The following is a 16,866-nucleotide window of genomic DNA, read 5'->3' on the forward strand; positions in this document are numbered from 1 at the left end:
CTCGATCCAGTGACTTGAGGCAGCGCCTGTTCGCAAGGCGAACCGGAACCCCACCCGGCCTGAGCAACCGAATGGGTCTCTCTTCTTGGCGCAGGTAACGCAACACTTCCGCTCCTCAGGCAAACTGCACAACGGCGGTAAACGTACAGCTTACGCTGCCACCATCAGAGATTGGCGTTCATCAAGCCAAGCACCGATGTGGTCCGCCTCCTGAAAAGTGACCCTCCTTGAAGGATGGCGTTTGAGCCGAATGGAGGGCTGACGGATGAGCAAGAAGAGGCACACGGCGGAGGAAAATCGTTGCGAAGCTACGGCAGGTGGATGTGCTGACCGCACGGTCGGCCCGTCGCGCAAGCCATTCGGCCGATCGGCGTGACGGAGGTCACGTACGAGCGGTGGCATCACGAGTACGGCGGTCCCAAGAGCGATCAGGTCAAGCGGCTCAAAGAGGCGGAGATGGAGAATGCCAGATTGCGGCGGGCGGTGTCCGATCTCACCCTGGAGAAGCTGATCCTGAAGGAGGCGCCTCGGACCCGAAGGGCAGCGTCAGCAAAATTACTGAGCCCCGCCCGCCGTCGCGCCTGTGTGGATTACGTGACGAGTAAGTTTGGCATCTCGCAGCGGATTGCCTGCCGGGTTCTGGGCCAGCATCGCTCCACGTAAGCAAGACCCCCAGGCGGCCTGACGATGAGGTGGCTCTGACGGCCGACATCATCGCGCTGGCCGTCCCATATGGGAGCTCAGGCTATCGGCGGATCACCGCCTTGCTGCGCGAGGCTGGCTGGGTCGTGAACCTCAAGCGGGTCGAGCGGATCTGGCGACGAGAGGGGCTCAAGGTCCCACAGAAACAGCCGAAGAAAGGTCGCCTCTGGCTCAACGACGGATCCTGCATCCGGCTGCGGCCAGAGTATCCCAACCACGTCTGGTCGTATGACTTTGTCGTGGACCGCACCCATAATGGCCGCAAGTTCCGCATGCTCAACGGGATCGACGAGTACACCCGCGGGTGTCTGCCATCCGGGCGAGCCGGAAGCTCAAGGCCGTTGATGTAATTGACGTGCTCTCGGACTTGTTCATCCTGCGCGGCATCCCCGGCTATATTCGGTCCGACTACGGCCCGGACTTCGTGGCCAAAGCGGTTCGGGCTTGGATCAGCGCGGTCGGAGCAAAGACCGCCTACATTGAGCCGGGCAGCCCGTGGGAGAATGGCTCCTGTGAAAGCTTCAACTCAAAGCTTCGGGACGAACTGCTGAAAGGCGAGATCTTCTACACCCTGCCGGAGGCGCAGGTGATCATTGAGAGCTGGCGCCGACATGACAATACGGTGCGCCTACACTCATCCTTGGGCTACCGGCCACCTGCACCACAGGTCGTGATGCCAACTCACCCGCTGGCGCTCCGGCCCACCCTGAATGAACATCACATCCGGATCACCCACTCGGGGCAGACCAGCAAGGCTCAATGCGCAATAAACGAGATGTAAACGATTTCATTTGCGACATGATCTTGTGCAACCTCAGCCGCTCGTATAACGCCCGTGCTTGACGGTCAGGCAGCGTCTGGCCGTTCCCTGGAACAGAGCCGTTCTGCTCTGCGCCTTGGGCCGCTGTTCCCTGGCGGCTCCTTCCTTTTAAGGACAACCGGATTTTCCATGCCGCGTTACTACTTTGACGCTCATTATGGTGAGGAGGCGTGGTCGGTCGATCCCGACGGAACGGATCCGACCCATCCAACGGATACGGGCCGAGAGGCCCTCATGACCGCTGCTGAACTCGTAAAGGATGCAGTACGCCGACACCGTCGGATCTCTATAAGGGTAACAGACTCTCGTCCCGAACCACTCCTGACGGCGAACATTGCCGTGGCCGAGAAGAAGCGGGATCTTGGGACAGCATGAAAAAGGGGCCTGAATCGCATCCACCCAGCGTTGGCTTTTTCATGCTGACCGGGAGCGCTCTCGGTCTGATTGTTGGCACCCACTATCACCTTCATCATGGGTTCTCCCATCCAATTCCAGAGAACGTCGTCCATGTCCTCAGCGACCCCTTTCTCGGCGCATTTGGGGGCGCAGTCTTGGGCTATATCATCTCAGTCGTCTGCAAGTAACGTCGACAAGTCCGATCATTTCGGTTCCATTGAAAAGCTCCTTGGCGAGACGGATCGACGCTATAGAAGACCTGGACTCTCCTCCTTGAAGCAAAGCTCACCTGCTTCGGACGATCAATGCAGCTCGACTTCCCAACTCTTGGTGCTGTGTTCGTTCTGAACACGGCAATTCTCACGGCACTGCTTTTCTTCGCCTGGGCGCTCAATCGACAGGTCAAAGCCCTTGCTTGGTGGGGGCTTGCGTTCTTTCTCGTACTCATGGGGATGGGCCTTATGGTTGTTGCGCGGGGTACACTGACCCTCGCTATCCTGCTTATTGCGAACAGTCTCTTGATCGCGGCCTATAGTGTCCTCTACGGAGGCTGTCAGGCGTTCAATGCGCGACCGATAAGTCTGCCATCGCTCTTGGTGGGCGTGGTCCTGTGGTGGGTGGCATTCCCCTTCATCGCTGACAGCCCAACCATGAGATTGGTCCTTACCTCCGCAATCGGCGCTGGGTACGCGCTGATGTCGGCCTGGGAGCTCTGGTGGCATGCTCGTCATCGGCTGGCGTCGCAAGCCGCTGCCATCATTCTCCTGATTGGACTGGTGGGCTTTAACATCCTGCGAGGACTGCTTGGATTTTCGCTCGCGCAGTCTTTTTGGATCGCCGGCCCTGTCCCCCCATGGTCCGGTGCGATGGCAATCGGAATCGCGACCTTCATGCCGACCATAGCGTTCGTCTTTCTGTCCATGGCGAAAGAACAACTGGAGGATCAACACAAGCGGGCAGCCTTGATCGATCCGCTGACAAAGATCCCAAACCGCAGAGCCTTTCTCGAAGATGCCGCAGTGCTGATGTCACGGCAGCGCAATGCACCCACCAGTTGTTTGCTCTTCGACTTGGACAACTTCAAGCAGATCAACGATACCTATGGTCATGAGGTGGGAGATCATGTGTTGGAGATCTTCAGCTCTATCTTGTCCGACCACCTTCCGGGTGGTGTCTACGGCCGGTTGGGGGGCGAGGAGTTCAGCGCAATCGTTCCGCTCTCCGGGGAAGACGCCGGGAGACTGGCCGAGCAAATCCGGCATTCGTTTGCATCTGTTGCGAAGATTGTTCGCGGCCAGCGTGTGGATGTGACCGTCAGCGTCGGTTGTGCGACCAGTACAAGGTTAACCGTCAAAGACCTGCTCCGCCATGCAGACACCACCCTATACCGAGCCAAGGCTCAAGGTCGGAATGTGGTTGTCTCGGCATCGTCATTTGTGGACATCGGGTAATCGCAGGTGGCGCGGGAGCTCTGGCGGAAACGCTGATCAGGCGACAGTCTGATCAGCTTAACAGAGCTGGGGCTGACGATGCCTCACCATGCTCAGTGACACTCTCGCTCGCTCACTTTCTACCTCCCCTCACAGGTGCTGGCAAAGAATGCAGCATTGATGGTCATGTGGGCACGTCCTCACTTTTCACAGGGAACGGGATCACGACACATTTACTCCGAGATGGCGGCGCTATTGCCGAGCTTTCCCATTCTGCCCGTGCAGTCGACAGAGCCAGTGTCATTCCCTGTCCTATCGCCCTGGCGAGATCCTCATAGCCAGCCTGCACGGTGAAACCCCGCTCGTGAGACTCCTCGCCCTGAAGGACGAGGCATCTTGGGCTAGGCGGCAAGCCGCTTCATCCCTTGATCTTTTGTTCCTGCTTCACGGGCACGTCTCACACGGACGCCTCCACAGGCTGCCACCGGCGGTCGTCTTGGATGCCGACCAGTGATGGCGGCCCAGCGCGAGGATGTTCCTCGCGGCGTTGATGTCAGCATGGGCCTCATACCCGCACAACGGGCAAATGAAGCGGTCGCGTGTCACGCGCCCATGCGACAGGTGTTCGGTGCTTGCGTCGTCCTGCGGATGCCGGCCGCAATCCGAGCAACGCTGCGAGGTGTGGTGGGCGTCGACCTCGACGCATACCCCACCAGCCCACACTGTCTTGTACTTCGTCATCGACCGGATCTGGCCGGCTGACACATCCAGGATCGACCGGTTTAGGCCTGCCTTCGCGGCCACGTTCCGGCCTGGGTTCTCGACCGTGCCCCGGGCGCTCGCCGTCATGTTCGTCAGCCGCAAGTCCTCGAAGGCGATATGCGTGTGCCGCTTCGCGATCTGGCATGAGATCACGTGCGCCGCGTCCCTCCGGCGCCGGGCGAGCTTGGCCTGGAACCGGGCCAGAGCCCTGCGCGCCTTCGTCCTGTTACGCGAGCCCTTCTTCTTGCGGGCAAGGCTCTTCTGGCCCTCCCATCGTCTTCGCTGGGTAGTGTCTGAGATCATAATGAGCCCTACCAGCCTAAGCCAGTCGGGCACTAACCGCCGCCGAGCTCACCGGCGAGCCCGTCAGCGCTTGGTCTGAGGAATGGTAGGCCGATGCATGGCGCTCAGGAACTTCGGGCTGCCGCGCTCTGCCCGAAGTTGATCTTGACGTCTGTAGTGCCGAGCCACTCGCACAATCGCTGAAGTGTCGGGAAGGAATGCTCGATTTCGACGAAGGGAGCGGGCCGCTTGCCCTCGGGCAGATCCTCGATCAGTTCGGCCGTCCAGACCGTATCGCTGCCGCGCAATCCGCTACGCACAACGCTACCGATGATCTCGCCTTCGAGGAGAAGGTCATAGGCGCCAGGTGCGAGCTGGATGAGGCAGTAGGTCATGTGGAGCGCTCAGCGGACTGAAACTGGACCTCGATCCACGCGTGGGCTTTGACGAGCACAGCCTCACGGTGAGGAGCCATGATCAGGGTCGGGCGCTGCTTGGGCAATGCCACAAAGGCCATCCACTCCAGACCGGTCGGGCTCAGCCGGATCTGGTAACCGCAGTGCTCTAGGAGTTCAGTTTTCTGAAGTTGGATAGAATCAGACATAGGACAGTGTATCGCGATTGATCCTAAGGTCTTGATGATGCAACGCCGGGGCATTTCAGCCGCTGCTCTGCAACCTCTACCGGCTTCGCTCGGGTTCTGCTCTTGCAGGCCATTGACGGACTCCTGGCAGTTCGGAAAGGGTTGCCGACAACGGCAACCCAAGTTTGAGGGAGGAACGACACTCCTCAGAGTTGCGATCCATCAGGCACGGACCGCGCAAAGTTATTACCGCCGGCCGGAAGAAACGGAAATCCGATGTCGCCTATGTAATCGTTTACGCAGTTTTGTTTTTGACGTTGTGCCAGGAAAGCCACAGTAACCAGATGTTTAATACGTACTTGAATGCTTATTGATCGGCATTCGGCGCCTAATAGTGGTTGCGGAGATCACGGTGATCATGGATCGCCTCCAGAAGATCAGTGCTAACGCTCATGCCACCCAAATGGATCAAGAAGGAAGGGCTGAGGGTCGCCTCACCGACCAAAAGCCAGCGAGGCGACTGAAATATCTACGTACGATCAAAACGGTTTTCGTGATATTTTGTTACTCTACCGGAACGGCGCGAACCGTGACCATAAATCTTGGCAGGAAAGTGACGTTCTAAGTTCCTTGCCGGCGCCCTAGTCGTGAGCGCAGCCCCTCCGATCATGAAGACGGTGGAGAAGCTGATTTCCCAGTTGATTTCATGCTCAGGCACCCGCCTTCCTGCTGAATCGAGGTCTGAGCCCTGAAGCCAGCCGACCATAGACCGAGTAGGCCACACCGCCGATCGCGATGATCGCACCAAAGACCGAGACGATGGCGCCCCATCCATCAAGGATCTGCCGGCGGTCACATGAGCACGAAGCGCATTCGCGATCGAGAGCATTTCGCCAACAACCGGGTTCGTCGAGGGGCCGGTAGTGGAGAGGGGTCATTTCCGACGCCCTCTTGCCCCAATTTCATCGAGAAGTCGGTCGGATGCGTCCGCCGGACCGTTCCCCGCTTCTTCATCCCGCTGTCACAAACTGCTATGTCGGGCCTTAAGCGGACAACCAATTCCAGCCATCACGCCGGGGCGCAGGACCGGCGGGGTGCGATTGACATATCCGCGTCATCGACATCGACGCTCCTATCGTGATGCCGGGATTTGACGCACTTGGTCGGGAACAGGGCTAACCATCGCAGGGATATGGTCGATGGAACATCAATTCGCCCTCATCATTCATGCACCCTTCTCGGTTCGGTATGCCTTCGCCAGCTGTGTTCTGCAGGTCGTAGCTTGAACCGTTCTGGTCACGTGGGTTTCAGCAATTCACGTCTATTCGACTCCCCACAGCCAAGGCCCGACGCGGACCTTCGGGCGAGAAAGATGCCTCCGAGCTTCCGCTGACGACAGACTTTCCTTCGCGGGCAACTACGCCGTGTCGACATCGGCTGGTCGTTGGCGGCCTTGATCACCGAAACGCTCAACGCCGCGGATGGTGTATATCCGCCACGGTGCGCAATGTTCGACCCGCGGCTGGCCCGGAATACACATCAGCGTCCTGCACGACGTCCGCGAAGATGATGCCGGTGTCTTCGATAAGTTTCGCCACAGGTACTTGGAAATTCTGACCAGGTTTCGTGCTGTTCGGACCGACGGGTAGACGCTCGAAGGGGATGTCGAGCGCATAGTCCTGCTGACTGACCATGTAGGCGCTGGTATAAAGCTTGCCGTTCTTATCGGTGACAGCAATGACTTTCCAGAAAAACTGAGGAATCAGAATCCCCCGGTGCTCTTCATCGTCCGAACGGAAAAGCGGCCCCGAGAAGACGGACGCCTGAACATCCTCCTCGTCCGTGTTATAGAGCAGGAAGTTCTCCAGGCCCTGCCATAGATCGGCGCCTTGATTGAAACCCCAATATTGGGGCGAGCAATTTGTCCATTGGAAGGTGTCGTCATTGGCTTGCTTGGCGACACGGATGCCGCCCCAAACGGGATCGAGACGCCGAACGAGATGCCCTCGGTCGAAATAGTTCTTCGAGGGAACGGGTTCGTCGCCATAGAGCTCGTCGCCGTTTTGCAGCTCCTCGGGCACACGCGGGTCGTAAAACCACACATCGTTTCCCCGCTCCAGATTGGTCCAGCGGGCGCCATCGATGTTCACGGCGGTGTAAAACGCCATCTTGCGTTTAGGATTGGCGTTCAGAACCACCGAAAAATGCTGATAGCGCAGAACGTCATCACTTGCGCCGGCGACCTTCGCCGGCGAACCATGATGCAAAGCATTCGGCCCGAGTTCGGGCAGCGGAATTGCGACGGGCAGGAATGTTGGCAGATATCCTTCGCGTCCATCGAAGTAAGTGGCAGAGCGCGTGCGTCGCGTCGGCCGGCGTCTCGCTTCGGTGGCAGCAAGCCGCAGCGCTGGTGCAACGACGAGCGGCGGACCGATGATGCTCTCCCCTGGTGTCGTGCCGGCAAACGGCTTGACACCCGTGGCGTCGGCAACGAGATCCTCGACGAGGGTTGAGCGAGCGAAGCCCGGGACTGCAATCCGTTGTTCGACATCGGCGATAAGTTTGGAAATCCGAACGCCTTCGTTCGCGAGCCAACGCACTTTATCGACAGGGAGGTTGATGGCAATGTGGGCCGGCGCGGTTGTTTTGTCGGTCAGCATCCAGTGTTCCTCGCCGTCGATCATCCGGCGATCGGGAACGCCCGCGTGATGCAGGCAAACCACCTGCCAGGCATCCGTGAACACAGCCGCACCCGACGACCCATTGGCCGTATCGGATGAGTACCACAGGAAATGATCGCGCTCCGGGTCGGCATCATCCCCGTATTTGACGAACTTGTTTTCGCGCAGGGAGATCCGTTTGGTCTTCGCATCCGGATGTTGAATGATCGTCGCGTATTGACCGACTTCCGTCTTGCCCGTTCGTGCGTCGAGGCGGAGAAAGCCAAAGTCCGAAATCGGTGTGGCGCCGTCCTCGCTGCTTTCGGCAATCGCGACGATCGTGTAGTCGAGCGCGTCCTTGGGGCTCGTCACGAAACCGTCTTGAGGGGAAAGCCGGAAGCGCGTGGTGCGCTTGAGGCGCCCTTCGGCATCGAGTTCGTAGCCGAACTCGACTGTTGCCTTGAGAGCATCCTCAGGGGAGCGAATGACGTGATTGTTGGTCAACAACAGACGCGGCCCAACAAGAAAACCCGTGCCCCAATCGCTGCCATCGCCGACAGGCGCCGGAACAGTGATCCTGCACACGGCTTTGGCGGCCATCAAACCCCGTTCCAGATAGTTGATTTCAACGAGATCGTTTTCACCGATGAGGGATTCGAAGACATCGAAATCCACTCCTGCCCCGGCCCTGGCGCGGTGAACGACCTGCTCGATCAGGCGCACGGGGTCGACCTGGGGCGTGGCCTCACGGCCCGCTGCAATCTGACCAACAAGTTGTTCGTCAGCGAATTTCGAGATTTCCATGGCCAGCCCCTCCCCCCCAACGATGACGAGAGTGTATGGCGCAGAAAACAACAATACCGTGACAAGCTGGCACAATAGCGCAGGTGTCGATGCGCACGTCATGATGGGATCGGGCGATTTGGAGGCCAATGTGTGCACGTCATGTGAGACTGAGGAGGTTGTCGGTCTCACATGAAGTGCAAACCGTCACGAGAAGGCCGCCTCCTTGTCGACGGTTGGCCGGCAAGCCTCAACGGCCTCATCGGTGATCACTCTGCACCACTCCAAACGATTTCGTCGCAAACCCCTAGATCGGGTCGAAAACATGCCGGTGCGTGTTGCTTGACGCTTATGCCGCCAGCCGCTCAAACTGCTCGGCGAACGAGGGTTGAGACCTATGGACACCCTTCGCCTGCTGTTTGCGCATCATGTGTACCATCTCGACGCCACCAAGAATCGCCGAGCGCTGGGTATGGACTTGAACCCGAGCATTAGCCGTACCCGCTGCTTAATGGCCTGATGATCCTGCTCAATGCGATTGTTCAATATTGGCTTTGACGGATCCGGATCGGCTTCAGCTGACATCGTGATTGGTCTTATAGTTGGTCCGTCGAGTCGCAAGACAGGATCGCCTCACGATTGGTCTGGCTGCCATCGATCACGATCCGCTTGGGTCGGCCATGCCGATTGAGTGCCTTCACGAATCGTTTGGCAGCGGGCAGGTTTTGCCGCTCGCTGAACCAGAACTCAACCGTGTCGCCGTTGTGCTCGGAAACGGCGAAGGCCCCGGATGCCCGATATGGCTAAGGTCATCCGGGGCCTTGCCGGTGACAGGGCCAACGGGGGCGGTCGACCCTTCACAAGCTGCGGACCAATCCTTCATGAGTTGCGGAGCGAGATCTCTCGGAGGAGAGAAGCAAACCGCATCGAAGCGGTTTGCTGAAGTCAGGCCATGGAGGCTCGGACGGGCTCCGCGAAGTCGCCATACATCAAGCGACCTCACCCCATGAGGTCGGCCTTCGATTCGGGACGGGCGCCACGGCCGAGAGCTGTGACGCCCTTATGCCCTTAGTGGATTGAGAAATAGTCGCCCGGGTTGCTGTTCACGTCCTCAGCATCGACGTTGACAAGCGTGATCGTATCGCCGTGACCCAGGTCGATCACGGTGTTGTCGCCGACCTGCTGAACGCGACCGGCCAGATCGTCGGCCGTCGCGATATCGGTGCCGTTGATCCCCTTGGAGATCTGCAACAGATCCTGGCCCGGCTTGAAGTCCAGCACGACATCATTGCCGCCGCCGCCGGTGAAGATGAATGTGTCGCCGCCCGCCCCGCCGTCAAGGAGATCGGCTCCGGCGCCGCCGCGCAGGATGTCGTCCCCGCGCCGCCCTGCAACAGATCAGCGCCAGAACCGCCGTCAAGCGCGTCGTTGCGCCCCCTCCGAGGACGACGTCAGCGCCAGCGCCGCCGTCGAGATCATCATCGCCAGCGTCGCCGAGCAGGCTATCGGCTCCTGACCCGCCGATCAGGTAGTCGCCGCCCGCACCACCAGAGATCCAGTCCTCCCCGGCGCCGCCGTCAACAAGGTCCGCACCGGCCTCGCCGTACAGATCGTCGTCGCCGCTTCGGCCGAAGATCAGATCGTCCCCGCCATGGCCGAAGATAGCATCCGCCCCGGAGGCTCCCTGCAAGTGATCGATGCTCTCGCTACCGCCGATTGTTGCCATGTGTTTCTCCTGTGTTGTGCCTGCCCGGCGAGCGGGCGCGTACCGATGCGCCTGCTCGTGAGGATCAAACGGATTGAACAGTGAGAGCGCTCTGAGCGCGTGCCTGTGGAGCTGGATGCGATGTTTACTGCTTTTCGCGTCAACCAGCGGATCCTTGGATAGAAGAGATTCGGACCAGTGTAAATCCGCAGAGGGTAATTATTATTATTGCTTGCTAAGATCCATGAACTGGCCACACAAAAAACTCGAATAGTACAGAAGTAGTTCATGCAAAATAGAACGAATTTCGATATGAATTACTTGTAACATTTTCTGAATGGACGAGAAATTCTTACACTTTAACGATTTAGCATCGTGGTCGGAATGCGTCCCAGGTTACTGAGACAGCCAGAAGGGTCGGATCTGTCGCAACAATTTGTTTCAGAGTTTCAGCTAAGGGGACGGAACAAGGGTGCGCCGGGGCACTGGCAAGGAGTCGATGGTGCAAGTCCTTCACAATGAAGGCGTCGCGATCCACATCAGCCCCAAGTCATGCGCGGTCGGTCGTGAGGCCGCCCGTGAAGCGTTGATAGGGGGCACGTCGGCCAGCCATTGAGCCGCGAAACCGACGCTTCTCGGGTGCCCACGTTCGTCTTGTATGCGGAAGGCAACATGAACCGGCGCGGTCTTCGTCAAAGCTATGCAGTTTTCCTCGCACGAATAGCAGCCAAACTCAGCAGACATGGGAATGTGCGATGCATGATTGTCACAGGCTGCCGGTGAGCGGCCATAATCCAATCGAATGAAGCTCATCGGTTAAGCGGAAACACCTGCAAGCCTGCACAACAGTTCCTTTTCCAATCTGCACGAAATGTTCCGTGCGCGTTCCGCATAGGTCTTATTCCCCGACGGGTATACCGCGCTGCAGCAAACCCGCTCATTCTTCTCGCAACAACACGAACGGAAGCGCTCGGGATCATCCGTGTCTGACCGCACAGGAGATGGCCCATTGACGATCGCACTCTTCCAAACGGTGTATTCATACCCGCCGTGCTGGCAGGAGGCAGGTCGCGCAGCCGACCAGTCCAACCCCGGTCCGCCAAACCCGGATCAGACGACAGGAGGTCCGGCCTCGCGGCGAACGGGGGCCGGTCCGCGAGCCGACGCCTCGTGTGGAGCAACCCTCCTTTCCGAGCCAAGCTGATTAGGCATAGCCGTCCCCGTAGCCACTCCGTGGAGATCGTCGTGATTTTTCTCACGTTTTTCCGCCTGGCGACCCGCGTCTGGAGCAAGGCCACGCGGCCCAGGCGGAGGTGATGCCACACCATCAAACAATCTGGGCCCAGAGCCTGCCGTCTCTGAGATGCATTCGTTCAACTGAGCTTCTCTGCCCATGCTGATGTTGCTTGTTCTCAAGAGAGTTTATCAATGGCTCGGGTGCCATAGGACTGTTTGGGAGCTCGAAAGCCTCCCTGAGCGAACACTGACAGACCTTGGCATCAAGCGCGAGGACATCAGGCACTTCGCGCGCCAAGCAGCCCGATAATAGTCGACATCATGACCATCGCTCCCAGATACTGAAGCGCTCTGCCAATGGAGACTGCCGCATGACCCATGCTGTTCAAGAGCGGACTGCATTTTACGAACCACGGGGCCAACTGGCGTCCAGCACTCTGCCGATGCCGACTCACACCAATCCGCGGCGACCTGGCGAATACAGATGCGGTGCGTGGTTCACGCGCTGGTGAGGCAGTGAGATCCATCGCAAACTTGCCGACGGAACGTTGGTGCATGGAGATAGGAGGCGTCGCCCGCCATTGGCGCTTGCGCGCGAGGTCTCGGATTGTCGCCTGACATCAAAGATGCTTGCAATCCACGACGTGGCCAGAGCGCGACACAAATGTATCATGCCAACGCACTCGTCACCAGCACACGCCAGTCGGCACGCCGGCCCCTGCGTCTTCGTGGGGATCAACCGTCTCAGCCAGTTCGCGCGCGATCTCCGATCTATTTGATCCGAAGTATGCGTCAGTCCTTCGGTTGCCCATCCTATTTCGTATCGCAGAGCTCGCAGTGGAGAGCCGCTGCATTCCGCCGTGCCAAGACTAGCGGGGGCGGTCACCACTCCGTGATGACTGGCCTCCAAAAGGCTCTCTGAAGTGCGCAGGATTGCCCTAATCCAAGGCTCATCTTCCGCCTCCTTCCAAGCACGAAAGGGTTCGGGCATGGACACTGAGAAGGCGTTGCAGATCGCAAGCAAAACACCCATGGACGGAGCAACTCTGGCGGAGCTCAAAGAGGCGGTCAGTAACCTTCGAGCACTCGCACCAACCAGCGCGCTTGCAGATCTTGTCGAGGCTAAGATGGATGCGATCGAGCCCAAGATAGCGCGGTCTCGTGGATGTCGATCCGACCAGTAGGTCAATGTGTGGCAGTGACTTGAATGAGGCCATGGCAGACTCGCCGGAGGGCTGCTCATTCTGCATCAGGGTCAAACTGGTTGGGGGAGCGAGGTCGTGCAAAAGGTCCGCTTGCCGCTTGGAGCCTGTGTGGAAACTCAAACCAAGCTGATCGGGACGAACTATTTGTACACCTTCAATCCGCTGCACCGGGGATTTCCCGGCCAATCAATGATGACAAGACATAGAATCGCTTCAAGAAGTGGCCCGCCAGCGTTTTCACCCAGTCTCCGCCTGACGAGCGGATCCACGCGCTATCGCATCTCAGCCCCCAAGCGAGGAGCCAACAGTTGACCTCATTCCATACGTCGCAACTCGTCATTGAGGCTTTACCGATGGCGTTCTCATGACATGCGAGCCCATAGACTGGCGAAAGGACAGAAAGAGTTGCGACAAGGCCCGTCATCATGGTCTCCGAACCCGGTCATGGCCCAACCCTCTGGTGCAGGATTTCGGTTCTTGGCCATCTGTCTGAAGGTCAATCCCTCGCCGCCGCAGCTCTGTCGCGATCATCGACAGTTCGGGCCGCATCTCCGCGAGTTCCCTCTGAATATGCTCATGCTGATCGGCAAGACGATGGAACTTGGTCCGAAGCTCGGTGTCCGTCCATCGCTCCGCGCCATGTTCCTTGCGGGTGCCACGTGGGACGATGACTGCGTATATCCTGGCCAGCGTTTTCGGTCCCATCCCCGGAACCCTCAGCCACTCATGGTCAGGAATGCTGAGAACTTCCCTGGCGCTCGGGTTCCGACCGGAGAATTCGCCCAGGATCGCCTCCCTCACGGTCGTGGTGAATAAGTGTAACGGAAACGGGTCATCCAGCTCCATCGCGGTCCCTCATGGTTCTTGCTCCGACATGCTTGTTGGAGAACGGAACTCCCTGCGTGCCAGTTGAGCAGGGCCGACAGGGACTCCGCGTCCGGACCGAGCGAACTTCAACGCATCCCGCGACGATGCCACGGCCGGGATGGCCGCCCACGTGCGGCACATGCACTTGAAACTCGCCTCGTGCCCATGCCGCAGCTCCCGATCAAACCTCTCGGAAGCTGCGGCGGAAGGCGTCGAAGAATGGCTCGAACAGGTATTGGAACATCGTCCGCTCGCGGGTGACGATGAGGACCTCGGCAGGCATGCCGGGAACCAGCTCGAGATTCGGATCGATGCGCCGGAGCTGCTCGCGGTCCACCTCGACCCTCGCAAGGTAGTGGGCCTGACCCGTTTGCTCGTCGACGATCCGATCCGCCGACACGGAACGGACGGTTCCCTCGATGCGGGGCAACCCGCGGCTTGAGAAGGCCGACAGGTGGATCTGTGCCGATAGTCCCTCGTGCACGATGTCGATGTCCGTCGGGGTCACCCGCGCATCGATCAGCAACGCATCCTCGGATGGCACGATATCGAGGATCGCCTCTCCCTGGCGCACGATGCCGCCCTCGGTCGTGAACCGCATGTGCACCACGGTGCCCGAAACGGGTGCCGTCACCACGGTGCGCTTCAGGATGTCCTCGCTGGCCGCGAGGCGCTCGCGCACCGAGGCCAATTCCGCCCTGACCTGGACGAGCTGAGTTGCGATCTGGTCGGCCCGCTCCGCGTCGAGCGTCAGGGCTTCAAGCTGGGTTTCACCGATCTGCTGTCTCGCGCGTGCGATGCTGGCAAGGTACTCGCCGCGGCGCCCGTCGATCTCGGCCTGCATGCGCTGCAAGCGCAGGATCTCGGGCTTGGTGACGATCTGCTTGCGATGGAGCTGCTCCTTGCCCTCGAGTTCCTCGGCGATCAGCGCGAACTGGCGCGCTGCGCTTCCCGCCTGGGACTCGAAGCCCTTGATCTGCTCCTCGAGCTGCTCGATGCGCTGGGCCAAGACGCGCTTCCGTGCCAGGTGGGATTCCCTGCGCGCCAGGAACAGGTCAGTTTGCGCCCGAACCACCAGGGCCGTCCTCGCGTCCCTCATTTCGCCCTGGAATTCCGGCTGGATCACGAAAGTCTCGCTGCCGGCCTGTTCGGCCTCCAGCCGCAGGACGGTCGCCAGGAGTGTCCGGAATTGCGAGGCGAGCATGTCGTGCGTCGCCTTGGGCTGGATGTTCTCGAGCACGAGAAGCGGCCGGCCGGCCTTCACCTCGTCGCCGTCGCGGACGAGCAGCTTGCCGATGATGCCGCCTTCCAAATGCTGCACCGTCTTCCTGCTGCCGTCGGGGCTGATGACCCCCGGCGCCACCGATCCGCCCGCGATCGGCGCGACGGCACCCCAGGCCCCGAAGCCCGCGAAGTAGATCAGGCTTAGCGCGAAGGCGACCCTGATCGGTCGGCGGATGCTATCCCGCAACGATGCAGCATCGTCAGGGCGCGTGGACCGGAGCCACCTGACCTGCCGTCCGTCCGAGTTCGCAAGAAGCTGTCCTATGCTCATCCGTCATCTGCCTTGTACAACTCATTCTGCCATCCGATCCGTCTGCCGCCGCCTATGAGGCATCGCTGCGTACCGGGCCAGATTCATCCGGTGCCGATGGCAACGCGGCCGCCGCAGCCCCGCCGTGCCGGGCAACGACGGACGGCTTGTGCATCGGGACCGTCGACGACTTGCCGCCCGTGCTGGCCCCGCGCATGCGCTGAAGCACCTCGTCGCGGGGGCCGAAGAGCTCGACCCTTCCGTCGCGCAGCAACAGGACCTTGGTTGCCTGCGCCAGGGTGGAGGGCCGATGGCCGACGATGATCAGGGCTGCGCCCTGATCCTTCAGCTCGCTTACGGCCCCGGCGAGCGCGGATTCGCCAGCCTGGTCGAGGTTCGCGTTCGGCTCATCGAGGATGATCAGCCGCGGATTGCCGTAGATGGCGCGGGCGAGCCCGATGCGCTGGCGCTGCCCGCCCGAGAGCCGCGCGCCACCATCGCCGATCTGCGTCTTGTAGCCATCGGGAAGCTGCTGGATCAGCTCGTGGGCATGGGCCAGGGTCGTGGCGGCGATGATTGCCGCATCATCGGCCTCAGGATCGAAGCGCGCGATGTTCTCCGCCACCGTCCCGGCGAACAGCTCGACGTCCTGCGGCAGGTAGCCGATGTGCTGGCCGAGCTGGTCCGCGTCCCAGTGCCCGAGTTCGGAGCCGTCGAGGCGGATCTTGCCCGCGCTCGGCGGGGTGATCCCGACGAGCAGGCGGCACAACGTGCTCTTGCCGCTGGCCGAGGGACCGATCACGGCGATCGCCTCGCCGGGCTTGGCGCTGAACGAGACGCCTTGCAAGACCGGGGCCCTCGCGTTGCCGGCGCTGTAGCTGACGTGGTCGACGCTCAGGTGCCCGATCGGGGTCGGCAGGCGGATACGCTCGGTCTCGGGCGGCAGCGCCTGCAACCGCGCCTTGAGGCGGCCGTAGGAGATGCGCGCGCTGCCGAAGTGGCGCCACGAGGTCATCGCGAGCTCCACCGGGGCCAGGGCGCGCGAGAGCAGGATCGACGAGGCGATCATCGCACCGCCCGAGATCTCGTTCTTCAGGACCAGCATGGCACCAAGGCCGAGGATGGCCGTCTGCACGAAGTACCGAACGAACTTCGTCATCCCGAGCAGGATGCCGCCCCGCTCGGAGGCCCGCAGGGTCGCCGTCAACGCCGCCTGGTTGTTCTTGCGCCAGCGCTCCGTGAGCATCGGCAGCATGCCCATGGCGCGCACGACCTCGGCATTGCGGATCGCCGCCTCGGCCTGCTGCGATGCCACGATCTGCGCCGTGTTGCTGGTGAGGTTCGGCTTCCGGGTGACGTACTCGTTGGCGATGCTCAGGGCCAGGAGAACCACGGCCGAAGCTGCCGCCATGATCCCGAGCATCGGGTGCAGGGCCCATATGACGAGCAGGAAGACGGGCGTCCACGGGGCATCGAAGAAAACCGTCAGTCCCTGCGACGCGATGAAGGCCTGGATCTGGGAGACGTCGCGCAGTCCCTGCCCGCCCGACCCGTCGCCGAGCAGCTTGGCGCGGACGCCGTTCTCGAGGACCACTGGACCCAGGCGGTCGTTGAACCAGATGCTCATCCGTGACGTCACGCTCGACCGCAGCGTGTCGATGGTGGCGAGCAGCATCAGGGAAGCCGCCGCGAGCATGGTGATCATGGCCAGCGTCTCGAGCTTGCCCGACGTCAGCACCCGGTCGTAGACCTGGATCATGTAGAGCGGGGACGTCAGCATGAGCAGGTTGATGACGAGGCTGAAGCCCGCCAATACCCACACAGTGGATCGGCAGGCGGCGAGCGCCTGCTGTAGGTCGGTCGCGCGGCGACGCTGCGCTGCAGGTCGTTTCATCGCCATG

At 60.5% G+C, this 16,866-nt stretch carries 9 protein-coding genes and 3 pseudogenes; 4 read left to right on the forward strand and 8 right to left on the reverse strand.

The features are described from left to right. Positions 1–265 precede the first annotated feature (265 nt). The 3 genes and pseudogenes from ACS5Q1_RS03000 (at position 266) to ACS5Q1_RS03010 (ending at position 3,369) form a co-directional block, all read left to right on the forward strand. Positions 266–1,483: pseudogene (locus tag ACS5Q1_RS03000) on the forward strand (IS3 family transposase). Positions 1,484–1,651: 168 nt separating this feature from the next. Then, positions 1,652–1,897, forward strand: a complete 246-nt coding sequence (locus ACS5Q1_RS03005) for a DUF6894 family protein (protein WP_473096800.1) — start codon at positions 1,652–1,654, stop codon at positions 1,895–1,897. 326 nt (positions 1,898–2,223) lie between these two features. Further along, complete coding sequence (locus ACS5Q1_RS03010; RefSeq protein ID WP_473096801.1) at positions 2,224–3,369, forward strand: GGDEF domain-containing protein; 1,146 nt, start codon at positions 2,224–2,226, stop codon at positions 3,367–3,369. A gap of 423 nt (positions 3,370–3,792) precedes the next feature. Here the strand turns inward: ACS5Q1_RS03010 and ACS5Q1_RS03015 are convergent, their stop codons facing one another. The 6 genes and pseudogenes from ACS5Q1_RS03015 to ACS5Q1_RS03040 all read right to left on the reverse strand — a co-directional run bounded on the left by ACS5Q1_RS03015 (position 3,793) and on the right by ACS5Q1_RS03040 (position 10,144). Beyond that, positions 3,793–4,413: an RNA-guided endonuclease InsQ/TnpB family protein gene (locus ACS5Q1_RS03015; RefSeq protein WP_473096802.1), complete on the reverse strand. Its 621-nt coding sequence runs from the start codon at positions 4,411–4,413 to the stop codon at positions 3,793–3,795. 104 nt (positions 4,414–4,517) lie between these two features. Continuing rightward, entirely contained in the window at positions 4,518–4,787 is a 270-nt protein-coding gene (locus ACS5Q1_RS03020) for a hypothetical protein (protein ID WP_473096803.1), read from the reverse strand. Next, complete coding sequence (locus tag ACS5Q1_RS03025) at positions 4,784–4,996, reverse strand: hypothetical protein (protein ID WP_473096804.1); 213 nt, start codon at positions 4,994–4,996, stop codon at positions 4,784–4,786. Before ACS5Q1_RS03025 ends, ACS5Q1_RS03020 begins: the two co-directional genes overlap by 4 nt. A gap of 1,448 nt (positions 4,997–6,444) precedes the next feature. Next, on the reverse strand, positions 6,445–8,568 hold the full coding sequence (locus ACS5Q1_RS03030) for a DNA/RNA non-specific endonuclease (RefSeq protein ID WP_473096805.1): 2,124 nt from the start codon (positions 8,566–8,568) through the stop codon (positions 6,445–6,447). A 199-nt stretch (positions 8,569–8,767) separates the two neighbouring features. Further along, positions 8,768–9,188: pseudogene (locus ACS5Q1_RS03035) on the reverse strand (DDE-type integrase/transposase/recombinase); the annotation flags it as partial. Positions 9,189–9,486: 298 nt separating this feature from the next. Beyond that, positions 9,487–10,144: pseudogene (locus tag ACS5Q1_RS03040) on the reverse strand (calcium-binding protein). A 1,378-nt stretch (positions 10,145–11,522) separates the two neighbouring features. Between ACS5Q1_RS03040 and ACS5Q1_RS03045 the strand changes: the two are divergent. Next, positions 11,523–11,669: a DUF1127 domain-containing protein gene (locus ACS5Q1_RS03045; RefSeq protein ID WP_473096825.1), complete on the forward strand. Its 147-nt coding sequence runs from the start codon at positions 11,523–11,525 to the stop codon at positions 11,667–11,669. A 1,943-nt stretch (positions 11,670–13,612) separates the two neighbouring features. Here the strand turns inward: ACS5Q1_RS03045 and ACS5Q1_RS03050 are convergent. Together ACS5Q1_RS03050 and ACS5Q1_RS03055 are read right to left on the reverse strand one after the other, a co-directional pair. Further along, positions 13,613–14,986 (reverse strand): HlyD family type I secretion periplasmic adaptor subunit, encoded by a 1,374-nt coding sequence (locus ACS5Q1_RS03050; RefSeq protein WP_473096806.1) that lies wholly within the window; start codon positions 14,984–14,986, stop codon positions 13,613–13,615. A 52-nt stretch (positions 14,987–15,038) separates the two neighbouring features. Then, positions 15,039–16,865, reverse strand: coding sequence for a type I secretion system permease/ATPase (locus ACS5Q1_RS03055; protein WP_473096807.1), 1,827 nt, complete (start codon positions 16,863–16,865; stop codon positions 15,039–15,041). Between the last annotated feature and the right edge of the window lies 1 nt (position 16,866).

This window comes from Microvirga sp. GN3, assembly GCF_055792825.1.

What these genes read in the sequence shown, in the direction of transcription:
- ACS5Q1_RS03005 (WP_473096800.1), top strand. Translation starts at nt 1,652, where the DNA reads ATGCCGCGTTACTACTTTGACGCTCATTATGGTGAGGAGGCGTGGTCG.
- ACS5Q1_RS03020 (WP_473096803.1), bottom strand. Translation starts at nt 4,787, where the DNA reads ATGACCTACTGCCTCATCCAGCTCGCACCTGGCGCCTATGACCTTCTC.
- ACS5Q1_RS03010 (WP_473096801.1), top strand. Translation starts at nt 2,224, where the DNA reads ATGCAGCTCGACTTCCCAACTCTTGGTGCTGTGTTCGTTCTGAACACG.
- ACS5Q1_RS03050 (WP_473096806.1), bottom strand. Translation starts at nt 14,986, where the DNA reads ATGAGCATAGGACAGCTTCTTGCGAACTCGGACGGACGGCAGGTCAGG.
- ACS5Q1_RS03045 (WP_473096825.1), top strand. Translation starts at nt 11,523, where the DNA reads ATGTTGCTTGTTCTCAAGAGAGTTTATCAATGGCTCGGGTGCCATAGG.
- ACS5Q1_RS03015 (WP_473096802.1), bottom strand. Translation starts at nt 4,413, where the DNA reads ATGATCTCAGACACTACCCAGCGAAGACGATGGGAGGGCCAGAAGAGC.
- ACS5Q1_RS03025 (WP_473096804.1), bottom strand. Translation starts at nt 4,996, where the DNA reads ATGTCTGATTCTATCCAACTTCAGAAAACTGAACTCCTAGAGCACTGC.
- ACS5Q1_RS03055 (WP_473096807.1), bottom strand. Translation starts at nt 16,865, where the DNA reads ATGGCGATGAAACGACCTGCAGCGCAGCGTCGCCGCGCGACCGACCTA.